Origin of the sequence: Streptomyces sp. NPDC020780 (assembly GCF_044334475.1) — a bacterium.
Lineage (GTDB): Bacteria > Actinomycetota > Actinomycetes > Streptomycetales > Streptomycetaceae > Streptomyces.
On record NZ_JBIRTB010000008.1, the window covers coordinates 48,836 to 64,937 of the forward strand.

The 16,102-nt window shown below is 67.4% G+C and carries 11 protein-coding genes and 1 tRNA gene; 2 read left to right on the forward strand and 10 right to left on the reverse strand.

The window, feature by feature from the left end; genetic code table 11:
* Positions 1 to 153: 153 nt before the first annotated feature.
* From ACH4VO_RS16800 to ACH4VO_RS16845, 10 genes are all read right to left on the reverse strand, one after another.
* On the reverse strand, positions 154 to 4,053 hold the full coding sequence (locus ACH4VO_RS16800) for a DNA-directed RNA polymerase subunit beta' (RefSeq protein ID WP_307125471.1): 3,900 nt from the start codon (positions 4,051 to 4,053) through the stop codon (positions 154 to 156).
* A gap of 129 nt (positions 4,054 to 4,182) precedes the next feature.
* On the reverse strand, positions 4,183 to 7,668 hold the full coding sequence (gene rpoB / locus ACH4VO_RS16805) for a DNA-directed RNA polymerase subunit beta (protein ID WP_360997724.1): 3,486 nt from the start codon (positions 7,666 to 7,668) through the stop codon (positions 4,183 to 4,185).
* 601 nt (positions 7,669 to 8,269) lie between these two features.
* Complete coding sequence (gene rplL, locus ACH4VO_RS16810; protein WP_360997726.1) at positions 8,270 to 8,653, reverse strand: 50S ribosomal protein L7/L12; 384 nt, start codon at positions 8,651 to 8,653, stop codon at positions 8,270 to 8,272.
* A gap of 84 nt (positions 8,654 to 8,737) precedes the next feature.
* On the reverse strand, positions 8,738 to 9,295 hold the full coding sequence (gene rplJ, locus ACH4VO_RS16815; protein WP_360997727.1) for a 50S ribosomal protein L10: 558 nt from the start codon (positions 9,293 to 9,295) through the stop codon (positions 8,738 to 8,740).
* Positions 9,296 to 9,588: 293 nt separating this feature from the next.
* On the reverse strand, positions 9,589 to 10,512 hold the full coding sequence (locus ACH4VO_RS16820; RefSeq protein WP_360997729.1) for a hypothetical protein: 924 nt from the start codon (positions 10,510 to 10,512) through the stop codon (positions 9,589 to 9,591).
* Positions 10,513 to 10,635: 123 nt separating this feature from the next.
* On the reverse strand, positions 10,636 to 11,358 hold the full coding sequence (gene rplA, locus ACH4VO_RS16825; protein ID WP_069171193.1) for a 50S ribosomal protein L1: 723 nt from the start codon (positions 11,356 to 11,358) through the stop codon (positions 10,636 to 10,638).
* A gap of 82 nt (positions 11,359 to 11,440) precedes the next feature.
* Entirely contained in the window at positions 11,441 to 11,875 is a 435-nt protein-coding gene (gene rplK, locus ACH4VO_RS16830) for a 50S ribosomal protein L11 (protein ID WP_003967000.1), read from the reverse strand.
* A gap of 195 nt (positions 11,876 to 12,070) precedes the next feature.
* Positions 12,071 to 12,982, reverse strand: a complete 912-nt coding sequence (gene nusG / locus ACH4VO_RS16835; protein ID WP_360997731.1) for a transcription termination/antitermination protein NusG — start codon at positions 12,980 to 12,982, stop codon at positions 12,071 to 12,073.
* A gap of 73 nt (positions 12,983 to 13,055) precedes the next feature.
* The gene (secE, locus tag ACH4VO_RS16840) at positions 13,056 to 13,343 is read right to left on the reverse strand and encodes a preprotein translocase subunit SecE (protein WP_069171195.1); all 288 of its coding nucleotides are present in this window, start codon (positions 13,341 to 13,343) and stop codon (positions 13,056 to 13,058) included.
* Between the two features lie 106 nt (positions 13,344 to 13,449).
* Positions 13,450 to 13,522, reverse strand: a tRNA-Trp gene (locus tag ACH4VO_RS16845).
* Between the two features lie 214 nt (positions 13,523 to 13,736).
* Between ACH4VO_RS16845 and ACH4VO_RS16850 the strand changes: the two genes are divergently transcribed.
* Positions 13,737 to 14,963, forward strand: a complete 1,227-nt coding sequence (locus ACH4VO_RS16850; RefSeq protein WP_360997733.1) for a pyridoxal phosphate-dependent aminotransferase — start codon at positions 13,737 to 13,739, stop codon at positions 14,961 to 14,963.
* Positions 14,964 to 15,088: 125 nt separating this feature from the next.
* Positions 15,089 to 16,102 carry an adenosine deaminase gene (locus ACH4VO_RS16855; protein ID WP_360997734.1) on the forward strand — a complete coding sequence of 338 codons (1,014 nt, stop codon included), beginning with the start codon at positions 15,089 to 15,091 and terminating at the stop codon, positions 16,100 to 16,102.

Below are 16,102 nucleotides of genomic sequence, written 5' to 3' on the forward strand. Positions count from 1 at the left end.
CCAGCGGGCCGCCCCGGGCAGTTCCGGCCTCGGTCGCAGGCCGCCCTCCCGGTGGCGGCCTGCGGTGACTTCCTCGCGGTGGACACCGACACGCAGAAGGGCGCCCACCCCGTACACGGTACTCGCCGGGGTGGGCGCCCTTCTCACTCACTGCTACTGGTTGTACGGACCGTAGTCGTAGTCCTCCAGCGGAACGGCCTGGCCGGAGCCCGTGCCGAACGGCGAGTAGTCGATGTCGTCGTAGCCGACGGCCGAGTACATCGCGGCCTTGGCCTCCTCGGTCGGCTCCACCCGGATGTTGCGGTAGCGGGACAGACCCGTACCGGCCGGGATGAGCTTACCGATGATGACGTTCTCCTTGAGGCCGATGAGCGAGTCGGACTTGGCGTTGATCGCCGCGTCCGTCAGCACTCGGGTCGTCTCCTGGAAGGAGGCGGCCGACAGCCAGGATTCCGTCGCCAGCGAGGCCTTGGTGATACCCATCAGCTGCGGACGGCCGGAGGCGGGGTGACCGCCCTCGGTGACCACACGACGGTTCTCGGTCTCGAACTTCGACCGCTCGACCAGCTCGCCCGGCAGCAGCTCCGCGTCGCCGGACTCGATGATCGTCACACGGCGCAGCATCTGCCGGATGATGATCTCGATGTGCTTGTCGTGGATCGACACACCCTGCGAGTTGTAGACCTTCTGGACCTCGCCGACCAGGTGGACCTGGACCGCGCGCTGACCGAGGATCCGCAGCACGTCGTGCGGGTTGGTGGCACCGACGGTGAGCTTCTGGCCCACCTCGACCGGGTCGCCCTCGCCGACCAGGAGACGGGCACGCTTGGAGATCGGGAACGCCGTCTCCTCGCTGCCGTCGTCCGGGGTGACGACGAGCTTCTTGGTCTTCTCGGTCTCCTCGATACGGACGCGGCCCGCCGCCTCCGAGATCGGGGCGACACCCTTGGGCGTACGCGCCTCGAAGAGCTCGACGACACGCGGCAGACCCTGCGTGATGTCGTCACCGGCCACACCACCGGTGTGGAAGGTACGCATCGTCAGCTGGGTACCGGGCTCACCGATGGACTGGGCGGCGATGATGCCGACCGCCTCACCGATGTCGACCAGCTTGCCGGTGGCGAGCGAGCGTCCGTAGCAGAAGGCACAGGTGCCGACCGCGGACTCACAGGTCAGGACCGAGCGGGTCTTGACCTCCTCGACGCCGGCGCCCACCAGGGCGTCGATCAGGACGTCACCGAGGTCGACGTTGGCAGGCGCGATGACCTTGCCGTCGACGACGACGTCCTCGGCGAGCATGCGGGCGTAGACCGAGGTCTCGACGTCGTCCGTCTTGCGCAGGACTCCGTCGGCGCCCTTGACGGCGATCTTCAGCTTGAGGCCGCGGTCGGTGCCGCAGTCCTCCTCGCGGATGATCACGTCCTGCGAGACGTCCACCAGACGACGGGTCAGGTAACCCGAGTCGGCGGTACGCAGGGCGGTGTCCGCCAGACCCTTACGGGCACCGTGCGTGGAGATGAAGTACTCCAGAACGGTGAGGCCCTCACGGAAGGACGCCTTGATCGGACGCGGGATGGTCTCGTTCTTCGCGTTCGACACCAGACCACGCATACCCGCGATCTGACGCATCTGCATCATGTTTCCTCGGGCACCCGAGTCGACCATCATGAAGATGGGGTTCGTCTTCGGGAAGTTCGCGTTCATCGCCTCGGCGACTTCGTTGGTCGCCTTGGTCCAGATCGCGATGAGCTCCTGCGTGCGCTCGTCCTTGGTGATCAGACCGCGCTCGTACTGCTTCTGGACCTTCTCGTCCTGCTCCTCGTAACCCTTGACGATGGCCTTCTTGGCCTCGGGCACGACGACGTCGGAGATGGCCACGGTCACACCGGAGCGGGTCGCCCAGTGGAAACCGGCCGCCTTCAGGTTGTCGAGCGTCGCCGCCACGATCACCTTGGGGTAGCGCTCGGCCAGGTCGTTGACGATCTCGGAGAGCTGCTTCTTGCCCACCGAGTAGTCGACGAACGGGTAGTCCTCGGGCAGCAGCTCGTTGAAGAGCGCGCGGCCCAGGCTCGTACGCAGCCGGAAGGTGTCACCCGGCTGGTACTCGGGCTCGCCCTCCTCGGCGACCGGCGGCACCCAGCCACGCGGCGGGATGGTGCCCACCGGGAAGCGGATGTCGACCTTCGCCTGGAGCGACAGCTCGCGGGCGTCGAAGGCCATGATCGCCTCGGCCGTGGAGCCGAAGGAGCGGTCCGTGCCCTTGACGTTGCGGCCCTCTTCGTCCGTGGTGAGGAAGAAGAGGCCCAGCACCATGTCCTGCGTCGGCATGGTGACGGGACGCCCGTCGGCCGGCTTCAGGATGTTGTTCGAGGACAGCATCAGGATGCGGGCCTCGGCCTGCGCCTCCGCGGAGAGCGGCAGGTGCACGGCCATCTGGTCACCGTCGAAGTCCGCGTTGAACGCGGTGCAGACGAGCGGGTGGATCTGGATGGCCTTGCCCTCGACCAGCTGCGGCTCGAAGGCCTGGATGCCCAGGCGGTGCAGGGTGGGTGCACGGTTCAGCAGCACCGGGTGCTCGGCGATGACCTCTTCGAGGACGTCGTACACGACGGTGCGGCCACGCTCGACCATGCGCTTGGCCGACTTGATGTTCTGCGCGTGGTTCAGGTCCACCAGGCGCTTCATCACGAACGGCTTGAACAGCTCCAGCGCCATCGCCTTCGGCAGACCGCACTGGTGCAGCTTGAGCTGCGGACCGACGACGATCACGGAACGCGCGGAGTAGTCCACGCGCTTGCCGAGGAGGTTCTGACGGAAACGACCCTGCTTGCCCTTCAGCATGTCGCTGAGGGACTTCAGGGGACGGTTACCGGGACCGGTGACCGGGCGACCGCGGCGGCCGTTGTCGAACAGCGCGTCGACGGCCTCCTGCAGCATCCGCTTCTCGTTGTTCACGATGATCTCGGGGGCACCGAGGTCGAGGAGACGCTTGAGGCGGTTGTTGCGGTTGATCACACGGCGGTACAGGTCGTTCAGGTCGGAGGTCGCGAAGCGGCCACCGTCCAGCTGCACCATCGGACGCAGGTCCGGCGGGATGACCGGCACGCAGTCGAGCACCATGCCCTTGGGCTTGTTGCTGGTCTGCAGGAACGCGGAGACGACCTTGAGGCGCTTGAGCGCACGGGTCTTCTTCTGGCCCTTGCCGGTACGGATGATCTCGCGGAGGCGCTCGGCCTCCTCGTCGAGGTCGAAGGACTCCAGGCGCTTCTGCAGCGCGGCGGCGCCCATGCAGCCGTCGAAGTACGTGCCGAAGCGGTCACGCAGCTCGCGGTAGAGCAGCTCGTCGCCCTCGAGGTCCTGGACCTTGAGGTTCTTGAACCGGCTCCACACCTCGTCGAGACGGTCGATCTCGCGCTGCGCACGGTCGCGCAGCTGCTTCATCTCGCGCTCGGCACCTTCGCGCACCTTGCGGCGCACGTCGGCCTTGGCACCCTCGGCCTCGAGCTCGGCCAGGTCGGTCTCGAGCTTCTTGGCGCGGTTCTCGAGGTCCGAGTCGCGGCGGTTCTCGACCTGCTGACGCTCGACGGAGACGTGCGCCTCCAGCGACGGCAGGTCGCGCGTGCGGCGCTCCTCGTCGACGAACGTGATCATGTACGCGGCGAAGTAGATGACCTTCTCGAGGTCCTTCGGCGCGAGGTCCAGCAGGTAGCCCAGACGCGACGGGACGCCCTTGAAGTACCAGATGTGGGTGACGGGAGCGGCAAGCTCGATGTGGCCCATGCGCTCACGGCGCACCTTGGCGCGCGTGACCTCCACGCCACAGCGCTCACAGATGATGCCCTTGAAGCGGACACGCTTGTACTTGCCGCAGTAGCACTCCCAGTCCCGGGTCGGACCGAAGATCTTCTCGCAGAAGAGTCCGTCCTTCTCGGGCTTGAGCGTGCGGTAGTTGATGGTCTCCGGCTTCTTCACTTCGCCGTGGGACCAGGTCCGGATGTCGTCCGCGGTGGCAAGGCCGATCCGCAGCTCGTCGAAGAAGTTGACGTCGAGCACTTGTCGTCAATCCCTCTTTCGGGGGTTCGAGCCCCCTCGCGTCACGCGAGAAATCGGGGCACTTCAGCAATGGTCTGAACGGGTCCGGGGAGAGCCGGCCGGATCACGGGGATCCGGCCGGCCAACCCGTCAGACCTCTTCGACGCTGCTCGGCTCGCGCCGGGACAGGTCGATACCGAGCTCCTCCGCCGCGCGGAAGACGTCCTCGTCCGTGTCGCGCATCTCGATGGACATGCCGTCCGAGGACAGCACCTCCACGTTGAGGCAGAGCGACTGCATCTCCTTGATGAGCACCTTGAAGGACTCGGGGATGCCGGGCTCGGGGATGTTCTCGCCCTTGACGATCGCCTCGTAGACCTTCACGCGGCCGGTGACGTCGTCGGACTTGATCGTCAGCAGTTCCTGGAGGGCGTATGCGGCGCCGTAAGCCTCAAGGGCCCACACCTCCATCTCACCGAATCGCTGCCCACCGAACTGCGCCTTACCACCCAGCGGCTGCTGCGTGATCATGGAGTACGGGCCGGTCGAACGTGCGTGGAGCTTGTCGTCGACCAGGTGGTGCAGCTTGAGGATGTACATGTACCCGACCGAGACCGGGTCCGGGAACGGCTCGCCGGAGCGGCCGTCGAACAGGTTGGCCTTGCCCGAGGGCTGGACCAGCCGGTCGCCGTCGCGGTTCGGGATCGTGGCCTGGAAGAGGCCGGTGATCTCGTCCTCGCGGGCGCCGTCGAAGACGGGCGTGGCGACGTTGGTGCCGGGGGCGACCTTGTCGGCGCCGATGGCCTGCAGGCGCTGGGCCCACTCGTCACCGAGACCGGAGACGTCCCATCCGCGGCTGGCGAGCCAGCCGAGGTGGATCTCCAGGACCTGTCCCGGGTTCATTCGGGACGGGACACCCAGCGGGTTCAGGATGATGTCGACCGGGGTGCCGTCCTCCAGGAACGGCATGTCCTCGATCGGCAGGATCTTGGAGATGACGCCCTTGTTGCCGTGACGGCCGGCGAGCTTGTCACCATCGGTGATCTTGCGCTTCTGCGCGACGTAGACGCGGACCAGCTGGTTCACGCCCGGCGGCAGCTCGTCGCCCTCCTCGCGGTCGAAGACGCGGACGCCGATGACCTTGCCGATCTCGCCGTGCGGGACCTTCAGCGAGGTGTCGCGCACCTCGCGCGCCTTCTCACCGAAGATTGCGCGGAGCAGACGCTCCTCCGGGGTCAGCTCGGTCTCGCCCTTGGGCGTGACCTTGCCGACGAGGATGTCACCGGCGACGACCTCGGCACCGATGCGGATGATGCCGCGCTCGTCGAGGTCGGCGAGGACCTCTTCGGAGACGTTCGGGATGTCCCGGGTGATCTCCTCCGGGCCGAGCTTGGTGTCACGGGCGTCGACCTCGTGCTCCTCGATGTGGATCGAGGAGAGGACGTCGTCCTGCACGAGGCGCTGCGACAGGATGATCGCGTCCTCGTAGTTGTGACCCTCCCACGGCATGAACGCCACGAGCAGGTTCTTGCCGAGGGCCATCTCGCCGTCCTCGGTGGCCGGACCGTCGGCGAGCACCTGGCTCTCGACGACCCGGTCGCCCTCGGAGACGACGACCTTCTGGTTGACCGAGGTGCCCTGGTTGGACCGCATGAACTTGGCGATGCGGTACGTGGTGTACGTGCCGTCGTCGTTCGTGACGGTGATGTAGTCCGCGGAGACCTCCTGGACCACACCCGACTTCTCGGCCTTGAGCACGTCACCGGCGTCGGTGGCACAGCGGTACTCCATGCCGGTACCGACCAGCGGCGCCTCGCTCTTGATGAGCGGGACGGCCTGACGCATCATGTTCGCGCCCATGAGGGCACGGTTGGCGTCGTCGTGCTCGAGGAACGGGATCATCGCGGTGGCGACCGACACCATCTGGCGCGGCGAGACGTCCATGTAGTCGACGTCGTCGCCGGGGATGTAGTCGATCTCGCCGCCACGACGGCGGACCAGGACGCGGGCCTCGGTGAAGCGCATGTCCTCGGAGAGCGTCGCGTTCGCCTGGGCGATCACGAAGCGGTCCTCTTCGTCGGCCGTGAGGTAGTCGACGTCGTCGGTGACGACGCCCTCGACGACCTTGCGGTACGGCGTCTCGATGAAGCCGAACGGGTTGATGCGCCCGTAGGAGGCGAGCGAGCCGATCAGACCGATGTTCGGGCCTTCGGGCGTCTCGATCGGGCACATGCGGCCGTAGTGCGACGGGTGCACGTCGCGGACCTCGAAGCCGGCCCGCTCACGGGAGAGACCACCCGGGCCGAGGGCGTTGAGACGACGCTTGTGCGTCAGGCCCGACAGCGGGTTGTTCTGGTCCATGAACTGGGACAGCTGGCTGGTGCCGAAGAACTCCTTGATGGAGGCGACGACCGGCCGGATGTTGATCAGGGTCTGCGGCGTGATCGCCTCGACGTCCTGGGTGGTCATGCGCTCGCGCACGACACGCTCCATACGGGCGAGACCCGTACGGACCTGGTTCTGGATCAGCTCACCGACGTTACGGATACGGCGGTTGCCGAAGTGGTCGATGTCGTCGGTCTCGACCATGATCGAGCGGCCGGACTCGCCGACCGTCTCGGTCACACCGGCGTGCAGCTTCACCAGGTACTTGATGGTGGCGATGATGTCGTCGCTGGTGAGGACACCCGCGTCGAGCGGCTCGTCGGCGCCGAGCTTCTTGTTCACCTTGTAGCGGCCGACCTTCGCGAGGTCGTAGCGCTTCGGGTTGAAGTAGAGGTTCTCGAGCAGCGTCTGAGCGGCCTCACGCGTGGGCGGCTCGCCCGGGCGCAGCTTGCGGTAGATGTCGAGCAGCGCGTCGTCCTGCCCCTGGGTGTGGTCCTTCTCCAGGGTGGCGCGCATGGACTCGTACTCGCCGAACTCCTCGAGGATCTGCTCGGTGGTCCAGCCGAGAGCCTTCAGGAGGACGGTGACGGACTGCTTGCGCTTGCGGTCGATGCGGACACCGACCATGTCGCGCTTGTCGATCTCCATCTCCAGCCAGGCACCCCGGGACGGGATGATCTTGGCGGAGAAGATGTCCTTGTCGGACGTCTTGTCGATGGAGGAGTCGAAGTAGACGCCCGGCGAGCGGACGAGCTGCGACACGACGACACGCTCGGTGCCGTTGATGACGAAGGTGCCCTTGTTGGTCATGAGCGGGAAGTCGCCCATGAAGACCGTCTGGGACTTGATCTCGCCGGTCTCGTTGTTGGTGAACTCGGCGGTGACGAAGAGCGGGGCGGCGAAGGTGAAGTCGCGCTCCTTGCACTCGTCGATCGAGTTCTTCGGGGGCTCGAAGCGGTGGTCGCGGAACGTGAGCGACATCGACCCGGAGAAGTCCTCGATCGGGGAGATCTCTTCGAAGATTTCCTCGAGGCCCGACTTGGTGGGGACGTCTTGTCCGCTGTCCAGAGCAGCCTCGACGCGAGCCTTCCAGGCGGCATTGCCGAGGAGCCAGTCAAAGCTCTCGGTCTGCAGCGCGAGGAGGTTCGGAACCTCGAGGGGCTCCTTGATCTTTGCAAAAGAGATGCGCAGCGGGGCGGTGCTGGCACCGTTGTTCGTATTCGAGGTCGAGGCGTTGCGCGAGGCGGCCAAGAGGGGGTCCTTCCGAGGGCTCGGACTCACTACGCGCGTACCGGCCCCAAGCCGCACACAGAGACAGAGATCCCAAGGTCAGGGACTGATCGGTCATCGGCGTCAGGCGTGGGCATGCCCCTGGTGACGGGCAGGAGGCAGCTAACAGGCAGCGCAAAGGGTCAGTGTAGCCAAACGCCACACTGATGTCCAGTCGCGGTTCTCAGAGACCCACGTTGTTCTCAACAGCTGTTCTCAACACCCATGAATAGCCCTCGCGCGGTGTGCGCTCTTCTTTACTGCCCTCTTCGCTCTCGATCCATGCCTCGGATGCGGATCGGGATGACGACGCGTCCTGAGAATTGCGCGCCGCGTGCGGTTCGTCAAGGCCTCCAGGCCACGGACGCACAGCCGACGATCTTCACCCTGCGCCCGGAGGACCCCGGTTGACGCCTGGAGAAGCGCACGGCGAAAGATCACCCTACTCGTCGCGGCCGGAAGATCAAGGCAGCCTCCGCACGCACGCCGAAGGGCGACCACCCGGATGGGTGATCGCCCTTGGCGATGTGACATCTCCGCCTCGCGGCAGAGACGGTCCTGAGGAGTCAGAGGACTCGCAGGGTCACTTGACCTCGACGGAGGCGCCGGCGCCCTTGAGGGACTCGGCAGCCTTCTCGGCGGCCTCCTTGGCGACCTTCTCGAGGACGGGCTTCGGGGCGCCGTCCACGAGGTCCTTGGCCTCCTTGAGGCCCAGCGAGGTCAGCTCACGCACGACCTTGATGACCTGGATCTTCTTCTCGCCGGCGCCGGTGAGGATGACGTCGAACTCGTCCTTCTCCTCAGCGACCTCGGCGGCCGGGCCGGCGCCGGCGGGGCCGGCAACGGCGACCGCGGCGGCGGCGGTGACGTCGAACTTCTCCTCGAACGCCTTAACGAACTCGGAGAGCTCGATGAGGGTCATCTCTTCGAACTGCGCGAGCAGGTCGTCCTGGGACAGCTTCGCCATGACAGGCGTCCTTCCACTATTCGGCAGGTGCCGGATGTATATGTCGGCGGGCGTACGTGGAGCCCGCTGGACCGCTGAGCGAAATTACTCGGCGGCCTCGGCGGGAGCCGGAGTACCGGCACCGCCCTGCTCTTCCCTCTTGGCACGAAGCGCTTCCGCGGTGCGGACGAACTTCGACGGCAGAGCCTGGAAGAGCTGCGCAGCCTGAGTCTGCTTGCCCTTCATGGCCCCGGCCAGCTTGGAGAGCAGAACCTCGCGGGACTCGAGGTCCGCAAGCTTCTTGATCTCATCGGCGGACAGCGCCTTACCGTCAAGGACACCGCCCTTGATGATGAGGTTGGGGTTCTCCTTGGCGAAGTCACGAAGACCCTTCGCCGACTCCACCGGGTCACCGGTGACGAAGGCAACCGCCGTCGGACCCGAGAACAGGTCGTCCAGCGCGTCGATCCCGGCCTCGTTGGCCGCAATCTTGGTCAGCGTGTTCTTCACCACGGCGTACTGGGCGTTCTCACCGAGCGAACGGCGCAGCTGCTTGAGCTGTGCCACGGTGAGACCCCGGTACTCGGTCAGCACGGCGGCGTTCGAGCTGCGGAACTGGTCCGTCAGCTCGGCTACCGCGGCAGCCTTGTCGGGCCTTGCCATGAGCGTCGGCCTCCTTCCGGGTGATGAGGACCGCTCAGAAGGGGCCGGTAAAGACGAAACGCCCCGGCGCAGGCGCCAGGGCGTAGCTCGACCGGACAGAGTCCGGGAGCTTTCCACAGTCACCTGCGCAGGTCGCCCGTTCTCGACGGATCCTTCGGTCACCGGCCTCTTGCGAGGGCACGGCAACGACCAGCGGTCTTTGGCTTCCTGTGGAGCGTACGCGACCGGGGCCACGCGGAGCAAATCCGTCCAGGTTCGACCGGTGCGGGAGGTTTACGGCGGGGCCGCGGGGGTCAGGACGCGCCCGCCGTGCCGCCCTGCTGCTGTCCCAGGATGTCCTTGAAGTCGACCGTGTCCCCGGCCGCCGGCTTCTCCACCCGGACCTTCGCACCGTAGTCGCTGTAGAAGACCGTCGAATTGAGCGCGCCGGTCTTCGTCTCGCCCTTCTCGGTCTTCTTCACCAGCAGGTTGTCCTTGTCGACCCAGATGTCGACGGTCTCCGTCGTGATGCCGAGCCCGCTCAGCTGCTTCTTGAACGCGGCCAGCTGACCGGCGTCCAGGGCCGACGTCTTCGCGCTCAGCTCGGCGATGTCGACCGTGCCGGAGTAGTGGGTCGTGGCGACGCCCCGTACGTCCTCCTGGCCGACCTTCTTGACGTCTCCCGAAGCCAGCAGGGCGTTCACCCCCTGCTGGGGGGTGCTGTTCCGCATCTGCTCCTTCATGACCTCACCCGAGGCGCCCGCGAGCTCGGCCAGCTCCGCGTATCCGTAGCGGATCCAGTGCTTGCCGCCCACGTTGGCCGCGAAGGCGTCGCCCATGTTCGCGTAGTACTCGTCCTTGAGGTAGCGGGCCCGCATCGAGCCGTCTCCGCCGGACTGCTTCAGGGCGTCCCCCATGGTGCCGCCGGTGTACGTGATCGTCAGCGCGCCCGTGATCCCGTCCGACCAGTCGATCGCGCCGGACTGCCTCATGGACATGGCGGAGCCCATGACCGTGGTGCCCTCCACCATGGCCGACTGCGCCCCGCCCGTCTCCTTCTGCACCAGGCGCAGCGCGGCGACGGCGTCGGTCCCCAGCGCTCCCGGGCCGCTCCGGCCGCCGCCGTCCGCCGTGGAGGTTCCCGTGGAGCCGCCAGGCCCTCCACAGGCGGCCACCGACATGAGCGCCGTCACCGCCGCGACCGCGATCCCCGTCCGCCGCACCGTTGTGATCATCATGTAACGCTCCACCCCTTGGTCCACAGACGCGTCCTGCACATACGAGGACGGGCCCCGCACCTCGAAAGGTTGCGGGGCCCGTCACATGCCGTGAAAAACCGGCTACCGGATGACCACGGTGGCTCAGACGGCGGCCGGGTCCTCCTCGACGAGGAGGTTGCGCACGCGGTTGGCGTCCAGCGGGATGCCGGGGCCCATCGTCGTGCTCAGGGTCGCCTTCTTGATGAAGCGGCCCTTGGCGGCGGACGGCTTCAGACGGAGGATCTCCTCCAGCGCCGCGCCGTAGTTCTCGACCAGCTTCGTGTCATCGAACGAGGTCTTGCCGATGATGAAGTGCAGGTTCGAGTGCTTGTCGACGCGGAACTCGATCTTTCCGCCCTTGATGTCGTTGACGGCCTTGACGACATCGGGGGTGACGGTGCCGGTCTTCGGGTTCGGCATCAGACCACGCGGACCGAGCACGCGGCCCAGGCGGCCGACCTTGCCCATGAGGTCCGGCGTGGCGACGACGGCGTCGAAGTCCAGACGGCCCTTCGCCACCTCGTCGATGAGCTCGTCGGCGCCGACGATGTCGGCGCCCGCGGCTTCCGCGGCCGCAGCACGGTCACCGGTCGCGAAGACCAGGACCCGGGCGGTCTTGCCGGTGCCGTGCGGGAGGTTCACGGTGCCACGGACCATCTGGTCGGCCTTGCGAGGGTCTACACCCAGGCAGAACGCGACCTCGACGGTGCCGTCGAACTTCGTGGTGGCGGTGTCCTTGGCGAGACGGACGGCCTCGAGCGGGGCGTACGTACGCTCCCGGTCGATCTTCGCGTCCGCAGCGCGGAGGTTCTTGCTGCGCTTCACTTCTACTCCTGTGGGTTTGCGAGTGTGGAGTCGTGGTGCGGACCAGCGCTTGGTCCTACCACTGAGGGCTTACGGGGCTGAATCAGCCTTCGACCGTGATGCCCATGGAACGGGCGGTGCCAGCGATGATCTTCGACGCGGCGTCGAGGTCGTTGGCGTTCAGGTCGGGGAGCTTCGTCGTGGCGATCTCGCGGACCTGGGCGGCCGTCAGCTTGGCGACCTTGGTCTTGTGCGGCTCGCCGGAGCCCTTGTCCACGCCCGCGGCCTTGAGGATCAGCTTGGCGGCCGGCGGAGTCTTGGTCACGAAGGTGAAGGAGCGGTCCTCGTAGACCGTGATCTCCACCGGCACGACCATGCCACGCTGCGACTCGGTCGCGGCGTTGTAGGCCTTGCAGAACTCCATGATGTTGACGCCGTGCTGGCCGAGCGCGGGGCCGACCGGCGGGGCCGGGTTGGCCGCACCGGCGTTGATCTGGAGCTTGATAAGCCCCGTGACCTTCTTCTTCTTGGGAGGCATTGCTCTCTCCGGGTCCTAGTGAGAGTGTTTCGCCGCCATTCCGGTCTTCCGGACGGAGGCATACCGCGCAACGATAACGGGTATAGGTGCGCGACCAAAAACCGAGCAGGTCAGACCGGCTGCGAAGCCGGTCTGACCTGCTCGGTAGGCATGTGTCCAGAAGCGTCCGGACGTCCCTGCTGTCGCAGGAGGACGCTAATTCTTCTGGATCTGGTCGAAGCTGAGCTCGACCGGGGTCTCGCGGCCGAAGATCTCGACGAGGCCCTTGACCTTCTTCGAGTCGGCGTTGATCTCGTTGATCGTCGCCTGCAGGGTGGCGAACGGTCCGTCGGTGACGGTGACCGAGTCGCCCACCTCGAAGTCCAGCACCTGGACCTCGACCTTGCGGGCCGGAGCCGGCTTGCCCTCGGCCTCGGCGGCCTCGCGGGCCGCCTTCTCCTCGGCCTCGGGGGCGAGCATCTTGACGATCTCGTCCAGGGTCAGCGGGTACGGGTCGTAGGCGTTGCCCACGAAGCCGGTGACGCCGGGGGTGTTGCGGACAACGCCCCAGGACTCGTTCGTCAGGTCCATGCGCACCAGGACGTAGCCCGGGAGCTTGTTCTGACGGACGTTCTTCCGCTCGCCATTCTTGATCTGGACGATCTCTTCCTCGGGCACCTCGGCCTGGTAGATGAAGTCCTCGACGTTGAGCGAGACGGCGCGCTGCTCCAGGTTGGCCTTCACACGCTTCTCGTAGCCGGCGTACGTGTGGATGACGTACCACTCGCCGGGGAGACCGCGCAGCTCCTCGCGCAGTGCTGCCACCGCGTCGACGGGGGCGGCCGGCTCGGCGGGCTCCGCCTCGTCCTCGGCGGACTCGTCCTCGGCGGCGTCGGTCTCGTCCGCGTCCGTCTCCTCGGACGCGGCGGCCTCCTCGGCCTCCGCCTCCTCGTCGGACCCGACGCTCACGGCGTCCTGCTCGGCGGGCTCGCCCGCAGCGGCGTCAGCAGCCTCGACCTGGTCCGGGGCCACGGCATCCGCCGCCTCGACGATGTCGAGCTCGTCCTCGGCGGACTCGACGGCGCTCGCCGTGGGCTCGGCGTCGTCGTTCAGGTTCGGGTCAGACACGATGGCTGCTTCTTCCTGGATACATATGGGTGGAACATGCGAAAGGAGCGCCCATGAGGCGCCCTCCGCGGGATCAGCCGAAGACGTACTTGATGACCCGCGCGAAACCGAAGTCAATCACGGTAACGAGACCGATCATGACGACCACGAACATGATCACGACGGCCGTGTACGTCGTCAGCTGGCTGCGCGTCGGCCATACGACCTTGCGGAGCTCGGCGACGATCTGTCGGTAGAAGAGCGCGAGGCGGCCCAGCGGGCCCTTCTTGCCGCGCTTGCCGCCCTTGCGGTTCTTCTTCTTCGACTCGAGGGCTTCGTCCTCGGCATCAGGCATGTCGATGGAGCCCACGGCGTCCGTCACGCTACTCACCTGATTCCGGGTCATGGCCGTGCCGCGCCCGGTGGAGCCGCACGGCGGTGCATTGAAGTACGTACATGCGCACACATCCTGGCGAAGGAGTGTGTAGCAGGGCCGGAGGGACTTGAACCCCCAACCGCTGGTTTTGGAGACCAGTGCTCTACCAATTGAGCTACGACCCTTTGTGGTTTCCACCAACCTACCGCATCCTGCCCGGGGTGCCGGGTGCGAAAACGGTGCGGCTGATGAAGGCCAACGACAGGTGAGTGTACGTGCTCGGCGGCGCCGCGTCGAACAGACAACTACCGACCGGTCCTGTCCGGATGCTGTCCGAGTCCTGTCCGGTCCCTGAAACCCGCGTGCCCGGGCCGATTCCGGTCTGCGAGCATGGGGGGCATGAGCGCTGCAACTTCTCCCACCGAGCGCCGGGTCTCCGCCCGCGTCGGTGCGATCTCCGAGTCCGCCACCCTCGCCGTGGACGCCAAGGCGAAGGCCCTCAAGGCCGCCGGGCGTCCGGTGATCGGCTTCGGCGCCGGCGAGCCCGACTTCCCGACCCCCGGGTACATCGTCGAGGCCGCGGTCGAGGCCTGCCGCAACCCGAAGTACCACCGCTACACCCCGGCCGGCGGGCTTCCCGAGCTGAAGGCCGCCATCGCGGAGAAGACGCTGCGCGACTCGGGCTACGAGGTCGACACCGCCCAGGTCCTGGTCACCAACGGCGGCAAGCAGGCCATCTACGAGGCCTTCGCCGCGATCCTCGACCCGGGCGACGAGGTCATCGTCCCCGCCCCCTACTGGACGACCTACCCGGAGTCCATCCGTCTGGCGGGCGGCGTCCCGGTCGAGGTGGTGGCCGACGAGACCAGTGGCTACCGGGTCTCCGTCGAGCAGCTCGAGGCCGCCCGTACCGAGCGCACCAAGGTCGTCCTGTTCGTCTCGCCGTCCAACCCGACCGGCGCCGTGTACAGCGCGGCCGACACCGAGGCGATCGGCCGCTGGGCCGTCGAGCACGGTCTGTGGGTGATGACCGACGAGATCTACGAGCACCTGGTCTACGGCGACGCGACGTTCACCTCGCTCCCGGCGGTCGTGCCGGAGCTGCGCGACAAGTGCATCGTGGTCAACGGCGTGGCCAAGACGTACGCCATGACCGGCTGGCGGGTGGGCTGGATCATCGGCCCCAAGGACGTCGTGAAGGCCGCGACCAACCTGCAGTCGCACGCCACCTCCAACGTGAGCAACGTCGCCCAGGTCGCCGCGCTGGCCGCCGTCTCCGGCTCGCTGGACGCGGTCGCCGAGATGCGGACCGCCTTCGACCGCCGCCGCCGGACGATCGTGCGCATGCTCAACGAGATCGAGGGCGTCTACTGCCCGGAGCCCGAGGGCGCGTTCTACGTGTACCCGTCGGTCAAGGCCCTGCTGGGCAAGGAGATCCGCGGCAGGCGCCCGGCGGACTCGGTCGAGCTGGCCGCCCTCGTCCTGGACGAGGCCGAGGTCGCCGTCGTCCCCGGCGAGGCGTTCGGTACGCCCGGCTACCTCCGGCTGTCGTACGCCCTGGGTGACGACGACCTCGTCGAGGGCGTCTCGCGGCTCCAGAAGCTGCTGGGCGAGGCCCGCGACTGATCGGCGTACTCACCGCGCGTGAGTCGGCCCCCGGTTCCGGCCGGGGGCCAGTTTTTTTGTTCGACGGGCAACTCAGGAGGGAATCCGGCTACCGCTCGGCGGGGTCTCTGCGGCAAGATCCTGAGATGGAGCGTGACGTACGGCTGTTGCCCAAGGCCCACCTGCACCTGCACTTCACCGGGTCGATGCGGCCCACGACGCTGCTCGAACTGGCGGACAAGTACGGCGTCCGCCTGCCCGACGCGCTGACCGGCGGCGAACCGCCCGAACTGCGGGCGACCGACGAGCGCGGCTGGTTCCGCTTCCAGCGCCTCTACGACATCGCCCGCTCCTGCCTGCGCGCCCCGGAGGACATACAGCGGCTGGTGCGCGAGACCGCCATGGAGGACGTCGCGGACGGCTCCGGGTGGCTGGAGATCCAGGTCGACCCGACCTCGTACGCCCCGCTGCTCGGCGGTCTCATCCCGGCCATCGAGATCATCCTGGACGCCGTGGACAGCGCGGCCCGCGAGACCGGGCTCGGGATCCGGGTCCTGATCGCTGCCAACCGCATGAAGCACCCGCTGGACGCCCGGACGCTGGCCCGGCTGGCCGTGCGGTACGCCGACCGCGGGGTCATCGGCTTCGGGCTCTCCAACGACGAGCGCCGCGGGATGGCCCGTGACTTCGACCGCGCCTTCGCCATCGCACGGGAGGGCGGGCTGCTCGCGGCGCCGCACGGCGGCGAACTCGCGGGCCCTTCGAGCGTCCGGGACTGCCTGGACGACCTCGACGCGGCCCGGATCGGGCACGGTGTGCGCGCCGCCGAGGACCCGAGGCTGCTGGCCCGCCTCGCGGAGCGCGGGGTCACCTGCGAGGTCTGCCCCGCCTCCAACGTGGCGCTCGGCGTCTACGAGAAGCCTGCGGACATCCCCCTGCGCACTCTGTTCGACGCGGGCGTCCCCATGGCGCTCGGCGCGGACGACCCGCTGCTGTTCGGCTCCCGGCTGGCCGCCCAGTACGACCTGGTCCGCCGCCACCACGGCTTCGACGACGCGGAGCTGGCCGAGCTGGCGCGGCAGTCGGTCCGGGGCTCGGCGGCGCCCGCCGACGTCCGGCAGAAGCTGCTGAGCGGCATCGACGCGTGGCTGGCCGGCTGA

Bases quoted from the DNA above. Each gene is read 5' to 3' on its own strand.
- rplJ (WP_360997727.1), bottom strand. From the start codon at position 9,295: ATGGCAAGGCCCGACAAGGCTGCCGCGGTAGCCGAGCTGACGGACCAG.
- ACH4VO_RS16850 (WP_360997733.1), top strand. From the start codon at position 13,737: ATGAGCGCTGCAACTTCTCCCACCGAGCGCCGGGTCTCCGCCCGCGTC.
- ACH4VO_RS16855 (WP_360997734.1), top strand. From the start codon at position 15,089: ATGGAGCGTGACGTACGGCTGTTGCCCAAGGCCCACCTGCACCTGCAC.
- ACH4VO_RS16820 (WP_360997729.1), bottom strand. From the start codon at position 10,512: ATGATGATCACAACGGTGCGGCGGACGGGGATCGCGGTCGCGGCGGTG.
- rplL (WP_360997726.1), bottom strand. From the start codon at position 8,653: ATGGCGAAGCTGTCCCAGGACGACCTGCTCGCGCAGTTCGAAGAGATG.
- rplK (WP_003967000.1), bottom strand. From the start codon at position 11,875: ATGCCTCCCAAGAAGAAGAAGGTCACGGGGCTTATCAAGCTCCAGATC.